The sequence below is a fragment of the Paenarthrobacter sp. 4246 genome, from assembly GCF_040546855.1.
Taxonomy (GTDB): Bacteria; Actinomycetota; Actinomycetes; order Actinomycetales; family Micrococcaceae; genus Arthrobacter.
Genome location: NZ_JBEPOP010000001.1, coordinates 516,928 through 535,170, shown reverse-complemented (window position 1 = coordinate 535,170; position 18,243 = coordinate 516,928). Strand labels below are relative to the sequence as shown.

Sequence of the window (18,243 nt, the reverse complement as noted above, 5' to 3'; positions counted from 1 at the left end):
AATTAGCAAAAGGCTGTACATGGGTCAAGAAAACGTTTACTTTGGTACGGAGCCGCTGAAGCCGGGAGCTATATCCAGGTCCTTCAGGGGGACGGGCCGGAGCGTCGGCGTCCCGGAAGGCAAGCACCAACCAGACTCGAAGTCCGTGGATGGCCACGATGACCAAAGGAGACCACATGGCCGCTGTACTGCACACGGGGACGCCGCAAGGCGTTCGCGGGCCGGCGAGGGGGAAGCGATGAGCGCCATAGGCGAACTCTCAACGATGACCCGCCGCAAGGGCCCCATGACCAAGGAAGAGAAGAAGGCAAACGGCCGCGACAACAAGGCCGCGTACATCTTCCTTTCGCCGTGGTTGGTGGGTTTGGTGGCCATCACCGTTGGCCCCATGTTGATGTCGTTGTACTTGTCCTTCACGGACTACAACCTTCTCCAGCCGCCGGAATGGGTGGGCTTGGATAACTTCGTCCGCATGTTCGGCGATGCCCGGCTTCACAACTCGCTGGGTGTGACCTTTACGTACGTGCTGGTGGGTGTTCCGCTGCAGTTGGCGGTGGCGCTGATCATCGCACTGGTCCTGGACAAGGGTCTCCGCGGTCTTCCGTTCTACCGGTCCATCTTCTACTTGCCCTCCCTGCTGGGCGGCTCCGTTGCCGTTGCCATCCTGTGGAAGCAGATCTTCGGGACCACCGGCCTGGTCAACCAGGTCCTGGCGATGGTTGGCATTGAGGGACCGGGCTGGATCTCAGATCCCAACACAGCCCTCGGCTCCATCATCCTGCTGCACGTGTGGACCTTCGGCAGCCCCATGATCATCTTCCTGGCTGGCCTCCGACAGATCCCTGTGATGTATTACGAGGCAGCCGAAGTTGATGGCGCCACCACGTTGCAGAAGTTCTGGCGGATCACCCTGCCGATGCTGAGCCCCATCATCTTCTTCAACCTGGTGCTGCAGATCATTGGCTCGTTCCAGTCCTTCACCCAGGCATTCATCGTCTCCGGTGGCAACGGCGGCCCGTCCGACTCCACCATGTTCTTCACCCTGTATCTCTACCAAAAGGGCTTCGGCCAGTTTGATATGGGCTACGCCTCAGCGATGGCCTGGTTCTTGCTGGTCATCATCGGCGTCTTCACTGCCATCAACTTCATCGCTTCAAAGTATTGGGTGTTCTACGATGACTAAACTCCAAACCCTCCCCGCAGCTTCTTCCGACGACGCCACAGCCGGCAAGTCCGGAAAGAGCCCGCGCCGCCGCGAATCCCGTGGCAGCCTGGCCTTCAGCCGCAGTGCCCGCGTCAAAGGCCTGATCAAGCACGCCATCCTGATCATCGTGGGCGGTGTGATGATCTACCCGCTCCTGTGGATGGTGGTTTCCTCCCTGCGGCCCAACGACCTCATTTTCCGCGAACCCGGCCTTTGGCTGGAAAACCTGGAAATGAGCAACTACACCGATGGCTGGTCCGCACTGACGCACCCGTTCGGGCATTACATGGTCAACTCGGCGATCGTGGTTCTGGGCTCCATCCTTGGCAACCTGATCTCCTGCTCCATGGCGGCCTACGCGTTCGCCCGCTTGCAGTTCAGCGGCAAGAAGATCTTCTTCGGCATCATGTTGCTGACCATCATGCTGCCGTTCCACGTGGTGATTGTGCCCCAGTACATCCTGTTCTCCCAGATCGGCTGGGTGAACACCTTCTGGCCGCTGATCGTACCCAAACTCCTGGCCACGGATGCGTTCTTCGTGTTCCTCATGGTCCAGTTCATCCGTGGTATTCCGAAGGACCTCGATGAAGCAGCACGCATCGACGGCGCCGGCCACCCCAGGATCTTCCTACGGGTGATCCTGCCCCTGATGGTCCCGGCACTGGCCACCACCACCATCTTCACGTTCATCTGGACGTGGAACGACTTCTTCGGAGCCCTTATCTACCTGACGGACCCGGACATGTTTACCGTCCCTGTGGCCCTCCGGGCCTTCGTTGACTCGCAGTCCGCCACCAGCTGGGGATCGCTCTTCGCGATGTCCATCGTGTCCCTGCTCCCGGTGTTCCTCGTCTTCCTGTTCGGCCAGCGGTTCCTCATCAAGGGCATCGCCACCACCGGCATTAAATAGGCCGCGGGCATCGCCGGATGGGGGCGGCGGTTGCCGCCCCTTTGTGGTGAGTGCCGTCCGGGGCCAGGTGTCGACGGCGGTGCGTACCGCCGTCGTCATGCGCACCGACGGCGCTGGCTACCGGCGTCACACCTCAACAACTAAGACAAGTTTGTATCTTGTAATACAAGATTGTGACTTGTATCATAATTCTCAGTAAGAAAACGCTTTCCCAATCGCATCAGGATCAATGAAGATCGGAGACAACAGTGCCGGTACATCCCAAGGGTGAAGCAGTCGCCCCTGTAGCCGCGTCAACAAAATCGGCCCCCAAAGCCCAGCGCGGCAAGCGCAAACTTCGCGCCTCAGCGTTGGTCGCGGCAACGGCAGCAGCCGTCCTCGCCCTCACCGCTTGCGGTGGCGGGGGAGGTTCGGATGCCAAGAGCGCCGACGGCAAGGTGGAGCTGCGCTTCGCGTGGTGGGGCGGCGACAAGCGGGCCCAGGTAACCCAGGCGGCCATCGCAGCCTTCGAAGCCGAGAACCCCAACATCAAGATCAAGCCCGAGTACGGCGACTGGAGCGGATACTGGGACAAGCTGGCCACCCAGGTGGCAGCCAACGACGCTCCTGACATCATCCAGATGGACGAAAAGTACATCACTGAGTACTCCACCCGCGGCGCCTTGCTGGACCTCTCCAAGTACCAGATCGATACCTCCAAGCTCGACGAAGCCGCGCTGGAAGCCGGCAAGGGCGAGAAAGGCCTGACCGGCATCGCTGCAGGTATCAATGCCGCGACTATCCTGGCCAATCCGGCAGTCTTCCAGGCGGCAGGCGTTGCCATCCCGGATGATAAAACCTGGACCTGGGAAGACTTCGAGCGCGTTGCCGCCGAGGTTACCGCCAAGTCGCCCAAGGGCACCTACGGCGCCGCCGCTTACGGCACGGATGAAGCATCCCTCGGAGTGTGGCTCCGCCAGAACGGCAAGTCCCTCTACACGGAGGACGGCAAGCTGGGCTTTGAGCCCTCGGACATTGCAGAATGGTGGGGCTTCCTGAAGGAACTCAGCGAGAAGAAGGCTGTTCCGTCGGCATCGGAGGTTGTTGAAGCCGAAGCCGCTCCGCTGGACCAGAGTGGTTTGGCTACCGGCAAGAACGGCCTGGCTTTCTGGTGGTCCAACCAGCTTCCGGCGCTCGAGAAGGCTGCCGGCGGCGAACTCCAGATCCTGCGCTTCCCGTCCAAGACGGGCAAGGCTGAAGACGCCAAGCTCTGGTACAAGGCTTCCCAGTTCTGGTCCGCATCATCGCGCACCAAGCACCCGGAAGAGACAGCCAAGTTCATCGACTTCCTGACCAACAACGTCAAGGCCGGCGAGGCCCTGCTGGCAGACCGCGGCGTGTACCCGAACTCCGAGGTCCGTGAGGCTATCGCCCCCAAGTTGGCCAAGGCCGACGTCAAGGTTGTCAGCTTCATCGACGGGATCAAGGGGGAACTTGGCGACGCTCCGGCAGCACCGCCGAAGGGTGCAGGCGCCATCCAGGAAATCATCAAGCGCTACACCTCGGAGGTCCTGTTCAACAGGCTCTCCACTGAAGAGGCCGGCAAGAAGGCAGTGGATGAAATGAAGTCCGCCATCAGCTAGCTGTTCCTCAGCAAATAACCGCGCCCCGGGTTGGTCCGTAAGGATCAGCCCGGGGCGCGGTGTTTTTGTGCGCGCCAGCCTACTTGGGTTAGTCCTCCGCGATGACGGCCACGGCTCCGGCGGGGACGACGCCGGTGAAGCGCAATCCGCTGAGCAGTTCGGCGCCGTCGGCCTTGACCGTGACGTCTTCCCGGCTGTGGTTGATGGCGAACAGGAAGCTGCGGCCGTCGTCGGCGCGCCGGCGGGAAAGTTCGACGCCGGCAGTCGCCTCAGCCACGGCCGTTACGCCCGCCTCGTCCACCAGCCGAGCGGTCAGGGCGTCGATGCCGGCGGCATCCGGGAGTGTGGCGAGGTACCAGGCCGAACCGTGTCCGACGGGTCGACGCGTCAGTGCAGGGACGCCGTCGAGCGGGTAGTCGGTGAAGGTCGCCAGGACCTCCGCCGAAGCCCCGGCGGACCCGGCAACGTGTACGTGCTCGCTCCACACAGAGCCAGCAGTTCCATCGCTCAACGTGACCGTGGTGCCGGGGAACAGCGGGTGGAATTCCTCGCCGCGGATGCCCAGCAAGTCACGGAAAGCGCCGGGGTAGCCGCCCAAGCGGACGTGGTCGCGCTCATCGACGATCCCGCTGAAGTAGCTGATCAGGACTGTCGCGCCACGTTCCGCGGCGGCGGAAATCGAGGCAGCGGCCTGATCCGTCACGGAGTACAAGGTGCAGACCAGGATGAGGTCGTAGCCGGAAAGGTTCGCGGAGGGGTGGACGAAGTCCGCGGTGATTCCGCGGAGGTACAGGGAGCGGTGGAACGCCCGCATCGTATCCAGGTACTTCAGCGAATTGTTGGGGTGCGAGTCCAGCTCCGACGCCCACCAGGCCTCGTAATCGAACACGATCGCCACCCGGGATTCCACCCGTGAACCTTTGACGGGTTCCAGCCTGGCCAGTGCCTCGCCAAGGTTCACCACGTTGCGCCACACCTGGGTGTCGCGGCCACCGTGGGGAACCATGGCCGAGTGGAATTTCTCCGAGCCGGCCTTGCTTTGCCGCCACTGGAAGAACATCACGGCATCGGCACCGCGCGCCACGTGGGCGAGTGAATTGCGGAGCATTTCGCCGGGCATCTTGGGCTGGTTGTGCGGCTGCCAGTTCACCGCCGACGTCGAGTGTTCCATCAGGATCCACGGCTGGCCGCCTGCTACGCCACGGGTGAGGTCTGCGCTGAACGCCAACTCGATTTCCCGCTCCGGGTCCGCGGCCACCAGATAGTGATCGTTGGCGATCACGTCCATGTCCTTGGACCAGTCAAAGTAGTCCAGGGCCTTGGTGGCGCTGGAGACCATGAAGTTGGTGGTCGCCGGGATGTTGGGGGTGACTTCGCGGATCACGGCCAGGAGTTCGCGGTAGTAGTCCATGAACACCCACGAGTTGAAGCGGGCAAAGTCCAGTTGCTGGCCGGGGTTGAGCGTGGTGGGTGCGGCCCCCGGCGGGATGATTTCCCCGAAGGAAGCGTAGTGCTGGGACCAGAACGCTGTTCCCCAGGCGTCATTGAGGGCCTCGATGGAGCCGTAGCGGCGTTCCAGCCAGTCCCGGAAAGCGGCAGCGTCTTCCTCACCGTGGAACTCGCCGACGTGGCAGCCAAGCTCGTTGTCCACGTGCCACAGTGCCAAGGCCGGGTGGTCCTTGTAGCGTTCCGCGATAACGCGGGTCATGGCGGTGGCGTACCTGCGGTACACAGCCGACGACGGCGTGTAGTGGCGTCGGGAGCCACGTTCAAGTCGGATTCCTTCCGCGGTCACGGGCAGGATCTCAGGGTATTTGCGGGCGAGCCAGGCAGGGGGAGAAGCAGTGGCGGTGGCGAGTGCCACCTTGATACCGGCGCCGTGGAGGTTATCCAGGACATCGTCCAGCCAGCCGAAATCGTAGCTGCCTTCGCTCGGTTCCAGGAGGCCCCAGGAGAAGATGGCGACGCTCAGGAAGTTAACGCCGGCTTCCTTCATCAGCTCGATGTCTTCCAGGCGGATGTCTTCAGGCCACTGTTCCGGGTTGTAGTCGCCGCCGTAGGCGAGGCCGTCGATGCTGTTCCAGACAGATGGACTGCTGGTTTTTTCGGGGGAGGTCAAGGAGGACTCCTTCGTCATGGTGGCGGTCTTGGTTTCTACTGTGGCTGGTGCGTATGAAAGCAGCGTAACGATGAAATCAGCTGTTAGCAGGTTCTTTGGAAAACGCTTGCCCAGATTCGCGATTAGGGATATTGTATCGATTCAGAACGAGTGTAAGCGAGATCACTGCCACGTTGTAGAGAACTCGACAAGCTTGCACCAACTGAGCAAGGAGGCTCTCATGATCGATAGAAGGAAATTCCTGGGTACGGTGGCCCTCGGCACTGCATCTGCCGCGTTCCTGGCCGCATGTGGCCAGTCCTCATCGCCGGCCCAGACTGGTTCGGCGGAGAACCCCGTCACCATCACGTACACGTGGTGGGGCAACGATGACCGTGCGGAACGTACCCGCAAGGCCATTGCCCTGTTCGAGTCCAAGAACCCGGACATCAAGGTCAACGGCAACTTCTCCGACTTCGCCGGGTACTGGCAGAAGCGCGCCACCGAGGCTGCCGGTGGCGGCCTGCCGGACGTGATGCAGTGGGACCTGTCCTACCTGCGTGACTACGGGCAGAGGAACCAGCTCCTTGACCTGGGCACGGTAAAGATCAACACGGACGCGTTCGACAAGTCCCTCCTTCCCTCGGGCCAGATCCGCGGCAAGACCTACGGCATCCCCACCAGCACCAATGCTTTCGCGGTCTACTACGATCCCGCCAAGCTCGCTTCCCTGGGCATCGCGGAGCCGGACGGATCCTGGAACTACAAAGAGTTCAACGCCTTCCTGACCGAGGTTGGCGCCAAGGGCAACGGCACCCTGTTTGGCGGCACCGACTACACCGGTATCTGGTGGAACTTCAACATCTGGCTGCGCCAGAACAACATCCAGGCGTTCACCGAGGACGGCAAGCTTGGTTTCTCCAAGGATGATCTGAAGAAGTGGTGGAACCTGACCGCTGACCTGCGCGGCACCCCGGCGATTGTGGGCGAGGACAAGGCTACCCAGTTGCTGCCCAAGTCCCCGTTCGGTTCCAACGTCACGGCCACGGAAGTCACGTGGGACAACTTCATGGCCGGCTACCTCGCGGACAGTGGTGCGAAGGAACTCAAGCTCGTTCCTGTTCCGTCGGACGACCCGGACAACCTGGGCCTGTTCCTCAAGCCCTCCATGCTGATGGTGGCCAGCGCGAAGACCAAGAACAAAGACGCCGCTGCCCGGTTCATCGACTTCATGGTCAACGATCCCGAGGTGGGCCAGATCTTCAAGACCTCCCGTGGTGTTCCGGCGTCCAAGACCCAGCGCGATGGCACCACGTTCGAAGGCACTGACAAGCTGGTGGTGGACTACGAGAAGTCCATCGAGAAATACCTCAAGGATGCCCCGGAGCCGCCCATTGTTGGTTTCGGCACCCTGGAGTCCACGTTCAAGCGGGTCACGCAGGACCTGAACTACGGCAAGTTGACCGTGGACGGCGCAGCTGATGCGTGGTTCAAGGAAGCCGAAGACCTTATCAAGCAGAACGCCTGATCCAGACCTTCTGTGTCTGATCCCGGCCTTCACAACTGACGGATTATTCTCGTGACGCAAAGCCCAACCCTGAGCAGGCGTGCCGCCTCCGCTCCCACGCCGCCGCGTAAATCGCGTCGGCGTGGGGCGGACACCCGCGCCGGCTACACCTTCCTGTTGCCTTGGCTACTGGGATTCATCGCCCTGACCGTGGGTCCGATGATTTCCTCGCTGTACCTGTCCTTCACCAACTACAACCTCTTCGATGCCCCCAAATGGATCGGTTTCGATAACTACGTCACCCTCTTCCAGGACGAACGGTTCCTGCAGTCGGTAGGTGTGACCATGCAGTACGTGGTCTTCGGTACCCCGTTGAAGCTCGCGGCAGCGTTGGCGATCGCGATGCTGCTCAACAGCAAGCGCAAGGGCCAGGGTTTCTACCGGTCCGCGTTCTACGCACCCTCACTGATCGGTGCTTCGGTGTCCATCGCGATCGTATGGAAGGCCATGTTCGGCGATTCCGGCCCAGTGGACCAGGGGCTGTCCTTCTTCGGGATCAACCTCGGCGGCTGGGTGGGTAACCCCAACATGACCATGGGCATGATGATCCTGCTGACCGTCTGGCAGTTCGGTGCCCCCATGGTGATCTTCCTGGCCGGCCTGAAGCAGATTCCCACGGACCTGTACGAGGCAGCGTCGATGGACGGTGCCGGCCCGGTGCGGAAGTTCATGAACATCACCTGGCCCATGCTTTCCCCGGTGATCTTCTTCAACCTGCTCATGGAAACCATCCACGCGTTCCAGATCTTCGCCTCGGCCTACATCATCTCCAACGGTGAAGGCGGCCCGGCAGGCTCCACCCTCTTCTACACCCTCTACCTGTACTTGCGCGGGTTCTCCGATTTCCGGATGGGCTACGCCTCGGCGATGGCCTGGCTCCTGGTGATCGTGGTCGGCATCATCACGCTGATCTTCTTCAAGACCTCCAAGTCCTGGGTCCACTACAGCGGTGATTCGAAATGACAACCATGGCAACACCCACCCAGCCCGCTCCCACGAAGCCCTCAACGGCACCGGTCTACAACCCGAAGTCCGAGTCCACCACGGCCAAGCGGATCAAGAGCGCCATCTTCCACATCGTGGCTCTGGCCTTGGTGGCCATGGTCCTCTACCCGGCCCTGTGGATGATCTCCGCGTCCTTCAAGCCGAACTCCGAGATCGGCGGCGCCAACAACGCGTTGTGGTCGGCCAACTTCAGCTTCGATAACTTTGCCACGGCCATGGAAGGCATCGGAGGGGTCTCCACTCTGACGTTCTTCACCAACTCACTGATCCTGGCCGTCGGGGCCGTGGTGGGCACCGTGCTCTCGGCTTCGATCTCCGCCTACGCCTTCGCCCGGATCAACTTTCCGGGCCGTGGACTATTCTTCGGCATGATGATCGCAACCCTGCTGCTGCCCTTCCACGTGGTGATCATCCCGCAGTACATCGTGTTCCAGCAGCTTGGCCTGGTGGACACCTACGTGCCGCTGCTGATCGGGAAGTTCCTCGCCGCCGACGCGTTCTTCGTCTTCCTCATGGTCCAGTTTATGCGTGGACTCCCGGCCGAACTGGATGAGGCAGCCCGCATCGACGGCGCCGGACACGTCCGCATTTTCGGCTCCATCATGCTCCCGCTGATGAAACCGGCCCTGATCTCCACCTCGATCTTCTCCTTCATCTGGAGCTGGAACGACTTCCTGGGCCCGCTGCTCTACCTGAATACCCCCGAAAAATACCCGCTCCCACTTGCATTGCGGCTCTTCGTTGACCAAACCCAGTCCTCGGACTACGGAGCCATGATCGCGATGTCCGTCCTGGCACTCCTCCCGGTTCTGGTCTTCTTCCTCGTCTTCCAGCGCTACATCGTTGAAGGCGTCTCAACTCAAGGCCTCAAAGGCTGACGGACACGGAAGAGAATACTGAAGAATGAGCACTATGAATGCCACAGGCACGTCATCGGGAAAGCCCGGAATTCCGGTCAACCGCTTTGCCCTCTTCGCCGAGACCATTCTGGCCGGGGTCATCGTGCTCCTCTTGTCCGTCCCCTTGGTGACGGCGCCGGCTGCCTATGCGGCCGGCGTCGCGCACCTGGAAAAGCACCTCAGCGGCAGGGACGATTCCCTCCGCAGCTTGTGGGGTAATTTCCGTCGTGCGCTTCCCGGCAGTTGGAAGTTTGGCATCGCGACGGCGGTAGCCGCCGTCGTGATTGTCCTGAATCTGTTGCTCGCCCTGGTGGGGCAGCTGCCGGGGCGCGCCGTTATCCTGCCGGCCACGCTGATACTGGCTGCGGCAGGGGCGGTCCTCCTGCTCCGCACCGCTGCCAACTGGAGCGGTGGCGTGAACTGGGACGGCGATGCAGGCCAGCAGCCTGCCGAAGTACCGGGCGAGCAGCGCTGGGCCGTTGCCTACTCAGGCGCCAAGGATGACTCAGTGCGTGACTGGAGCGGTTCTTTGCTGCTGCTCGCCGCCCTGTTCATGACGGTCGTCTTCGTCTGGATGCTGCAGGCGTTGTTCGTGATCGTTCCCGGGACCTTGGTCCTGGCGGCCGCAGCCATCAAGATTCGCTCCCACCGCTGAGTTTTTGTACAGCTAATGCCCTTTAGGAGCCTCCTTAAGGGCATTAGCTGTACAAAAACTCCATAAGAATCCGCCCCCGACCCGCTGAATCGAGCAGTCCACCCCGTGTCGCCGCGCCCGTTCCCACTGCGCCCTCAATCCACCAGATCCCCCAAGTCCACCGGTCCGGCCCCACGCCCCCGTTCCACAGAAACCTGGCACTACCCGCTGCGGCACCACAATTACCGGATTTTCGTGGCTCTCTCCCTGGTGGGAAGCGGCGGCGTGTGGATGCAAAGGCTGGCGCAGGACTGGCTGGTTCTCCAGCTCACGGGGAGCCCGGCCGCAGTGGGCCTCGCCGTTGCCCTCCAGTTCCTGCCCATGCTGGTGGTGGGACCCGTCAGTGGTGTGTTGGTGGATCTCTTCCCCAAACGCCGCATCCTCCTTGTCTGCCAGTCTGTCGCGGTCTTGCTGGCCGCCGGACTCGCGGTGTGGAACGCCACCGGCGGCACCGACGTCTGGGTGGTCTACGCTTCCTGCATCGCCTTGGGCGTCACCAGTGCCATCGATGGACCAGCGCGGCAGGTGTTCGTCAACGAGGTGGTGGGCGATACCGGGCTCCCCGCGGCCATCGGCCTGAACAGCGCCATTAGCCAACTGGGTGCCATGGTTGGACCCGCACTTGCCGGCGTGGTCATTGCCCATGCAGGTCCGGCCGCGGCGTTCGCTGCCAATGCCGGCTTGGGAATGGCCGTCCTGGTGATGATCATGTCCATCCGGCCAGGCGAGCTCCACCACTCACCCGAGGTCGGTGGGCAAGAGCCTCGGCGCGGCCGGATCCTTGCTGGTTTCCGCTTTGTCCGGGCGCGTCCGCCGTTGCTCCTGACCATGCTGCTGGCGGGTTTGCTGGGCGCTTTCGGCATGAATGGGCCCGTGGTCCTGGCGGCCTTCGCGGACCAGGTGTGGCATAGCGGTCCTGCTGGATTCGGCCTCTTCAACACAGTCAGCGCCTTGGGGGCCTTGGCGGGTGCTTTGGTGGCCACGCGGATCAAGCGCTTTGGCCGCAAGGGGATTGTTGCCAGTGCGGGGCTTTTTGGCCTGACGCAACTGCTGGCCGCTGTGATGCCTACGCAGGAATGGTTTGTAGTGATGCTCATTGTGGTGGGCTTCATGACGCTGCTGTTCCTCACGAGCGCAGCTACCGCCGTCCAGTTGGAGGCCGGCGCCAGCGTTCGTGGAAGGGTCCTGGCCCTCTACTTCCCTTTGCTTCTGGGCGGGCACGCGCTGGGCGGATTGCTGGCGGGATGGCTGACGGAGGATTTTGGCGTCCGTACTGGATTGGTGGTGACCGGTGCGTTGGGTATGGCCTCGGCAGGGGTGATTGGGCTCCTTCTGTGGCGGCATTCGGCCATGCGCACCCGCACAACTGGTTGAGCCTTTTTGTTAAAAGTGATAGCTCAAACAAACAAAAACTCCCTTGACTGGTGACGTAGACCACATCTACGCTGAGAAAGCGTTTTCTCCGACGTGCATCTGCAAGATTCACCCTGCCCAGACAAGGACCCAGATGTCGATCCGTGCAACAAAGAAGTTCGCGCTCAGAGCTGCAGCCGCCGCGGCCGTTGTAGCCATCACCATGACAGGCTGCGGCAGCTCGCCGCAGGCCGCCTCCGACGGCACAGTCACCCTGCGCTTCAGCTGGTGGGGCTCGGATGTCCGCCACAAGATGACCCAAAAACTCATTGACGCTTTCGAGGCCCAGAATCCCACCATCAAGGTCAAGGGCGAATACGGCGACTGGTCCGGCTACTGGGACAAACTCGCTACGCAGGTTGCCTCGCAGGACGCCCCGGACATCATTCAAATGGATGCCGCCTACCTGGGCGAGTACGCCGAGCGCGGCGCCCTTCTGGAGCTGAAGGACGTAGACCTTGGCAAGTTCGATTCTGCCGTTGCAGATGCAGGCAAGGTTGAAGGCAAGCAGTATGCCGTCACTGCCGGCGTGAACGCCCAGGTAGTTCTGGCCAACCCATCGCTCCTGTCGGCCAGCGGTGTCACGTTGCCCGATGACAAGACCTGGACCTGGGACGAATACAACAAGACGGCAGCCGCCATCACCGAAAGCAGCAAGAGCGGCGTCTATGGCTCCGGCGCCGTCAGCGGTGACGCTCCCATGAATCTCTGGTTCCGCCAGCACGGCAAGTCGCTCTTTACCTCTGAGGGTAAGTTTGGCTTTGACGAGGGCGACCTGACAGGCTGGTACGAATACCAGGCCGAACTCCGCGATTCCAAGGCCGTGCCGCCGGCCTCGGTCATGACCGAGGACGCCACCGCTTCTGTGGACCAACAGGGCCTGGCAACCAACAGGTTCGGGCTCGCCTGGTATTGGTCCAACCAACTGAGCGCCTTGACCAAAGCCTCCGGCCAGCCCTTGGAAATCCACCGTCCGCCGAGCACTGACGGCAGCGCCGCGAGTGCCAAGCAGTTCTACAAGTCCTCACAGTTCTGGTCGGCGAGTTCCCGCACCAAGCACCCGGCCGAGGTGCAGAAGTTCATCGACTTCCTGGCCAACAATGTGGAAGCCGGCGAAATTGCCCTCGCAGACCGCGGCATCCCGGGCAACTCGGAGGTCCGCGCCGCAGTCCTGCCCAAGCTGACACCGGAAGACGCAGCCACGGCAAAGTTCATTGACGAGATCTCCTCCGAACTGGGAGATGCAGTGCCGGTACCTCCGGCAGGTTCCAGTTCCGCCGTCGAGGCTTTTGGCCGTTACGGCCTGGAAGTGCACTTCAACCGGATGTCACCCGCAGAAGCTGCCAAGAAAGCCATGGACGAAGCCAAGAGCGCGCTGAGCTAGCTCCACTTAGACCCCGCGAGGTGGCATTTAATGACAGTTCGGACGACGAACATTGTCATTAAATGCCACCTCGCGGGCCGAACGTCCATGTGCCAGGTCCGGCTGGAACTGTACGGTCCGGTAGCACCACCTGGGCCGTAATGCCCGCGGGAATGCTGCACTCCAGCTCCATGCCGTCGGCCGTCCGCTGCCAGGAAACGGCAACTACTCCGCGCTGCGTAGGCACGCTGCCCGCAGCCCGTTCCAGCCGGCACACCGGAGGTTGAATCACGACGGCGGTCGCGCCCGGCCCTGTCACCCGGATACCGAGGAGGTACTCAAGGATCTCCCGGGTCACGGAGGCGGACCAGGCGTGGGACTGGCTGTAGTCGCTGCCCTCATCGAGTTCCCAGGCTTCCCAGGTGAAGGACCCGCCGGCTTCCAGCCAACGTGCCCATCCGGGCTGGCCTGGCTCCGTAAGGAGATCCAGGACAGCGTCCACGCGCCCCTGCGAAAGCAATGCCCGGAACAGCCGGTGCACCGTCATGGGGCCCTGCCGCATGCCCATTCCGGCGATGCGTTCAGCGTCCTTGGCCGCGTGCACGGAGGGTGTAATGCCCAGCGATAACGGGAACGACGTCGCATGCTGTGAGGCACTCAGGCTCGGCCGGCCGTCGGCGTACAAACCATCCACCATCACGCCGTCCACGCGCAGACGGGTGTTGATATGCTCCGCCAGCTCATCCGCCGCTTCCTTGTACCGCGCGGCCTCGGGCGCAAGGCCTGCCAACCCGCACAGCCGGCTGACGGCGTCGAGCACTGACCAGGACTGGGCGTTCACCGTGGTGCGCGCCGCGCAGTCCATGTCGTAGCCGAAGCGGCCCGGCGCCGGCCAATCCACGATTCCGTGGAGGTACGGACCCGCACCGCCGCCAAGGTCCGTGACCAACCCTGCGGTGGGACCATTGCCTGGGATGTGCCGGAGCACGTACCCGGCCGTTTCCTGGAGGCAGGGGAGGAGCTCCTGGACCAGCGCGTCATCACCACTGAGCCGGTAGTAGTCATCCACCCATTCGGGCATCATGAGCGAGAAATCGGGGATGTCACGCTTGCCGTCGCCGTTGGGATACACCGCGTTGTAGCGGCCCCTTTCCTGCGGCGAGTCCCAGTAGCGTTTCGCCGAGCCAGCGAATTCACGTAAGGCCTTGGCGGTGAAGTGACGCTCCCCGAACAACGCCATGGTGGCGTAGGAGATGTTCACGGCGTCGCCCAGGAACTGGCCTTTCTCGCGGGTGGGTGTGTCCACGAACTGTTCCTGCACACCGAACAGCGCAGAGTCCCGAAGGAGCGTGAAGACACGGTTCAGGGTCTCGTCGGAACTGTGGAAGCTGCCCTCGGCCGGGTGTTCGGCGTGGATGACCGTTGCCCCTACCGCCCCGAGATCCCCCCTGTCCACACCGGGTAGTTCAAGGTACCTGAACCCCAAGTGCACAGCCGCTTCATAGCGCTGCGGCCCGTCCTTCTGCGTGCAAGGGAAGGTCATGTCCGTGTTCTGGCTCGCGGTTTTTCCCGCGTCAACACGGCCATTGGCCAGCAGGTTGTATCCCGCACGCAGCATGACGGTCCGCCCGTGCGTGCCGCTAAGGAACTCCACCACGGGGCGCCCCGGGATCACCGTGCCGAAGTCCGCCACCGGTGTGCCGTCGTCGGCCGTGAAAATCCCGACGGCGGGAGCATGGTTCCGCGCGACGGTTGCGTGGTTGGGGTTGAGGACCGGGAAAGCGGGGACGGGATGGGCTCCGAATGAAAGCGCAGGCTGCCAGTCTTTGGGCTCCGGCCACGCGGTCGCGTCGAAGTGCTCCACCGGGTCACCCTCATCGTTGCGGTACCCGCTCTGGCGGTAGGGACCCTCTGCCACCAGCCACCCCGGCCCGGATCCGAACACGTCCTGCGTGCCGTCGTCGTACTCCACCGTCAGCTGGGCCAGCAAACCAGGGCGGCCGGCCGCGCGGCCCTGGCCCGGACCGTACCAATGCGCGACGGCGGTCAGGGCGGCGGTACCGCTCGACTGCAGTGTGTCAGTGACGTCGGCGGCGTTGTAAAAGTGTTCGCCCGGGTAGCCGAAGTTGGTGCTCTCCAGGCAGGGAGCGCCGTTGAGGGTGAACGCGGCGTGGTGGCTCGCCGCAGCATAGAGGCGGGCTCGGACCACGGGACGCTTGAGGTTGACGGTGGTTTTTGCGAGGGTCCACTCGTCCGGCTGGCGGAGGGGAGTGGTGGTGGTCCAGTCAGCCAGTGAGCCCGGGCTGGTGAAGTCGCTGCTGAAAAGGGTCTTCCCGTCACTCCGGACATCAAGGGAGAGGTATTCAGCCTGGCTCCGCGGTCCTTGGTGGAAGGCGATGCCCGTGCCCCCGGTGTTTGCGACGTCCGAGTCCAAGGCCGTGGTTCCGTCAATGGTGACGGTGATGCGCTGCCCGTTGTCGGTGACCACCAGGTCCTGCCAGCCGTCGTGGGGAGCGGCGCCCGCCCGTGAAACTGCGGTTGCCTCGAAGGCCGGGGTTTCGGCCAGTGCCTCCGTGGCAGGCGCAGCCATGGCGCCGATCTCCCAATCTGGAGCCTGCCGGAGGACGGCTGTGCGGTTGGGTCTCAGTTCCAGCAGCAGCCCGGTTCCGGGTCCCTGATTGCGGAGGAGAATTCCGGCAGTACCAAGACGGAAGCGGAAGCGCGCCGTGATCACCGTGCTGCCGCTGGCTGACACGGGCCACGGAAGATGTGGCGAGCCACTCACACGCAGCAAACCCTGCACCAGTTCCAGCGGCGCGCGGCCACCCGGGGCACGATGAATCCACTCGGCGTTCCAGCCGCTGGTTCCCGACTCGGAGAGCCCAGTGCTGAAACGCGCCGGAGCGCTCGGCTCCCCTTCAGTGCCGGTGGAGTCCGTGAGCTGGACGGTCCATTGGTAATCACTGTCAGGGATGAGGCGGGGGCTGTTTTCGGGGACTGTGGAGGACTGGTGGTGCTGCTGCTCCGTGATGACAGTGCCCGAATCCCACACTTCTGTGCCGGCACGGTCCATCACCCGGAGCCGGTACGCACCTTGGAACGATTGCCCGGCGTCTGCGGAGGGATCGGCATCCAGCAGCCAAGCGAACCTGGGCCGTGCCGGGGCCATCAGGCACTGCGTCTTGCCCTCCACGGTGAGGCTCGTCGCGAGGAGTGGTGATGCCGGGGCGCTGGAACTCATCGAGCTGACACCAAGTCCTCGATGTCAGGAGTGTCGAGTATTCCATCACTGATCCACACTGCTACCGAACGGGTCAGTGACTCGCCCGCCGCCAACTCGACTGCGGTGTCCCACGCCAGCGCCGAACCCACGGCTGGGTAGCCGCTGCATCGCACAAACCATGGGTCCGGGGACTCGGACGGTGCGCCGAACACCAACGTGGCCGGCCCGCCGTCGAACTCCCCGGTCCACACCAGCCACGGCGTCACTGAACCATGTACGGCGGGTTCGCCCTCGGCTGTGGAGGAGAACACGTGTGGAGATGCATTGACAGGAAGCCTCCAGAAGAAGCCGCCGTAGCCACTTCCCGCGGCGCCGTGCGATCCAGGACTACCCAGCGCGGCATCCACGACCGCGGTGAGTTCTGTTGTGATGTCCAACCGCCACGTTCGCGGGGTGATGAGCGAACGACGGAAAGTGCGACGCTCCTCCAGGAGCAAGCTGCCATCGGCGGCCAGCCAGTGAAGGTCCGCGGTTGAGTGGTCCGGTCCGTGGGTGATTTCGATGACCCCGATGGTGCCGTGGTCGTTCAGGTCCACGTATTTTCCTGCGGACCGGCGATAACTGCGCCCGCCCCAGAAGTTGCTGCCGTTGACGTCCTGCAGTGCGAATCCGGCGCCCAGATGCCACACGTGGTCCGAAGCAAGGTGGTCTGTCACCACAATGCCGCCGCGGGTGGTCACCGGATGAAGGTAAGGCCGCGGCGACAACGCCGTGTCGAGCTCGCTTCCACTGCGGAAGATGGCGGCGGGATCTTCCTCCCTGGGATCACCATCGCCTGCACCCTCAGAATCCGCAGCGGGGGCGAAGAGAGCTTGGGAGCCCGCTGCGTCTGGTCGGGCCCACGGCAGGCCGAGTTCGGAGAACGTTGCGTGGGACAGCGTGGCCCGTTCCAGGATGTCCTCGATGCGGGGGATCACTGCATGGGCTTGATCGCCGGATCCCACCCACGCCAGGAATTCCGATGGGATCAGGGCAGGAGCTTCGGCTGTTCGGATGGCCTCAAGGACTCGCATGAAGGCGCCACTGTGATCCAACGGGCTGAGCAAGGCGGTGCCCTCGCTCAGGTTCTGGAGCAGGTTCTCCGTGAGATCGTCCCGCCCGAAGACATGGGTGGTTTCACCGGCTTCGGTTCGGACCGTGACGCGGTCTTCGGTGTAATGGAACACCGCTGTTCCCTCGGTGCCGTGAAGCGTGACGTACGGTTCCACGGATTCGGTGGCGCACAGCGTGAGGGCGCAGGTGATGGGCAATCCTTTGACGGTCTTCATGCGGATCACGGAGGTATCGTCCGCTTCAATGTCGTTGGCGCGGTAGAGATCCGTGTCCACGAAGGCCAGGTCTTCTGCCTGGCGGGCTCCGGCGATGCGGAGGGCAGTGGCAATCGCGTGGGCCAAGGGGTTGGTTGCGACGCCGTCCACCACATCCACGCCGTCGAGGCTGCGTTTGCCCGCCCAGCGCGAGCGCTTGTAGTAGGCGCGGTCGCGGACCCAGCGGCCGGTAGCGGAGATGCCCTTGAGCGTGCCGATGCCGGGAAGTTCTTCCGTGGCTTGGCCGTTGGCCAGCTGTTCCAAAGCGCCCAATGCATGGGAGCCCAGGCTCTGGAAACCGATCTGTACGCTGCGTCCGGCTGCGGTTGCGGCCTCCTTGAGTCGGAGGAAGTCCTGCATGGAAGCGACCGGAGGCTTTTCCAGATAGAGGTGGGAATGGGACGCCAGGACGGACAAAGCCAGTGGGGCGTGGGTCTGAATAGGAGTAGCCACGATGATGACGTCCGGGTGGTGATCGCCGGCCAGCAGCGAATCCAGATTTTCGTGGACAGCAGTGGTCCCGGGCAACGCACCAGCGGACGGGGGATTGGGGTCCGCCACGGCAACGAGTTCCACCACACCCTGCGCGCTCAGCCGATGGAGGTTGTGGAGGTGGTGTGCTCCGAAGCCATGGACTCCCACCAGGGCAATTCTGGCGGGTGCCGTATGGGGTGCGGGTGCCGTCCGGGGTGCCGGTGCAGCCCGATGCGGGTCGGGGCTGATGATGGACTCGATGGAAGGGGTGTCCATGGCTCTCCTCTGCTGGCGCTGCAAGGCGGTGACGCCGTCGTCAGGGTATTCGCGTAAGTATCCGGCGGGTTCAGGCTATACCCAGCAAGCGCTTTCCCAGTTCCGGCTTTCGCCCAGTGTAGCGCGGC

The 18,243-nt window shown here is 63.0% G+C and carries 12 protein-coding genes; 9 read left to right on the top strand and 3 right to left on the bottom strand.

What is annotated here, in order from left to right:
• The first annotated feature begins 238 nt into the window (after positions 1–238).
• The 3 genes from ABIE35_RS02450 (at position 239) to ABIE35_RS02440 (ending at position 3,736) form a co-directional block, all read left to right on the top strand.
• A complete protein-coding gene (locus ABIE35_RS02450; protein ID WP_311214028.1) occupies positions 239–1,183 on the top strand; it encodes a carbohydrate ABC transporter permease in 945 nt (314 codons plus the stop codon).
• Positions 1,176–2,114, top strand: a complete 939-nt coding sequence (locus ABIE35_RS02445; RefSeq protein ID WP_354512275.1) for a carbohydrate ABC transporter permease — start codon at positions 1,176–1,178, stop codon at positions 2,112–2,114. Before ABIE35_RS02450 ends, ABIE35_RS02445 begins: the two co-directional genes overlap by 8 nt.
• A gap of 248 nt (positions 2,115–2,362) precedes the next feature.
• Positions 2,363–3,736 carry an ABC transporter substrate-binding protein gene (locus tag ABIE35_RS02440; protein ID WP_354512274.1) on the top strand — a complete coding sequence of 458 codons (1,374 nt, stop codon included), beginning with the start codon at positions 2,363–2,365 and terminating at the stop codon, positions 3,734–3,736.
• A gap of 88 nt (positions 3,737–3,824) precedes the next feature.
• Here ABIE35_RS02440 and ABIE35_RS02435 read toward each other — a convergent pair whose 3' ends face one another.
• Entirely contained in the window at positions 3,825–5,873 is a 2,049-nt protein-coding gene (locus ABIE35_RS02435; protein ID WP_502921344.1) for a beta-galactosidase, read from the bottom strand.
• Positions 5,874–6,075: 202 nt separating this feature from the next.
• Between ABIE35_RS02435 and ABIE35_RS02430 the strand changes: the two genes are divergently transcribed.
• From ABIE35_RS02430 to ABIE35_RS02405, 6 genes are all read left to right on the top strand, one after another.
• Entirely contained in the window at positions 6,076–7,362 is a 1,287-nt protein-coding gene (locus ABIE35_RS02430) for an ABC transporter substrate-binding protein (protein WP_354512272.1), read from the top strand.
• A gap of 51 nt (positions 7,363–7,413) precedes the next feature.
• The gene (locus tag ABIE35_RS02425) at positions 7,414–8,364 is read left to right on the top strand and encodes a carbohydrate ABC transporter permease (protein WP_354512271.1); all 951 of its coding nucleotides are present in this window, start codon (positions 7,414–7,416) and stop codon (positions 8,362–8,364) included.
• Entirely contained in the window at positions 8,361–9,284 is a 924-nt protein-coding gene (locus ABIE35_RS02420) for a carbohydrate ABC transporter permease (RefSeq protein ID WP_354512270.1), read from the top strand. Before ABIE35_RS02425 ends, ABIE35_RS02420 begins: the two co-directional genes overlap by 4 nt.
• 34 nt (positions 9,285–9,318) lie before the next feature.
• A complete protein-coding gene (locus ABIE35_RS02415; protein ID WP_354512355.1) occupies positions 9,319–9,960 on the top strand; it encodes a Poxvirus protein I5 in 642 nt (213 codons plus the stop codon).
• Between the two features lie 105 nt (positions 9,961–10,065).
• Complete coding sequence (locus ABIE35_RS02410) at positions 10,066–11,373, top strand: MFS transporter (RefSeq protein WP_354512269.1); 1,308 nt, start codon at positions 10,066–10,068, stop codon at positions 11,371–11,373.
• A 133-nt stretch (positions 11,374–11,506) separates the two neighbouring features.
• A complete protein-coding gene (locus tag ABIE35_RS02405) occupies positions 11,507–12,796 on the top strand; it encodes an ABC transporter substrate-binding protein (RefSeq protein ID WP_354512268.1) in 1,290 nt (429 codons plus the stop codon).
• A 58-nt stretch (positions 12,797–12,854) separates the two neighbouring features.
• Here the strand turns inward: ABIE35_RS02405 and ABIE35_RS02400 are convergent, their stop codons facing one another.
• Together ABIE35_RS02400 and ABIE35_RS02395 are read right to left on the bottom strand one after the other, a co-directional pair.
• Positions 12,855–16,016, bottom strand: a complete 3,162-nt coding sequence (locus tag ABIE35_RS02400; RefSeq protein ID WP_354512267.1) for a family 78 glycoside hydrolase catalytic domain — start codon at positions 16,014–16,016, stop codon at positions 12,855–12,857.
• The gene (locus tag ABIE35_RS02395) at positions 16,013–18,115 is read right to left on the bottom strand and encodes a DUF6807 family protein (protein WP_354512266.1); all 2,103 of its coding nucleotides are present in this window, start codon (positions 18,113–18,115) and stop codon (positions 16,013–16,015) included. Before ABIE35_RS02395 ends, ABIE35_RS02400 begins: the two co-directional genes overlap by 4 nt.
• Positions 18,116–18,243: the final 128 nt, after the last annotated feature.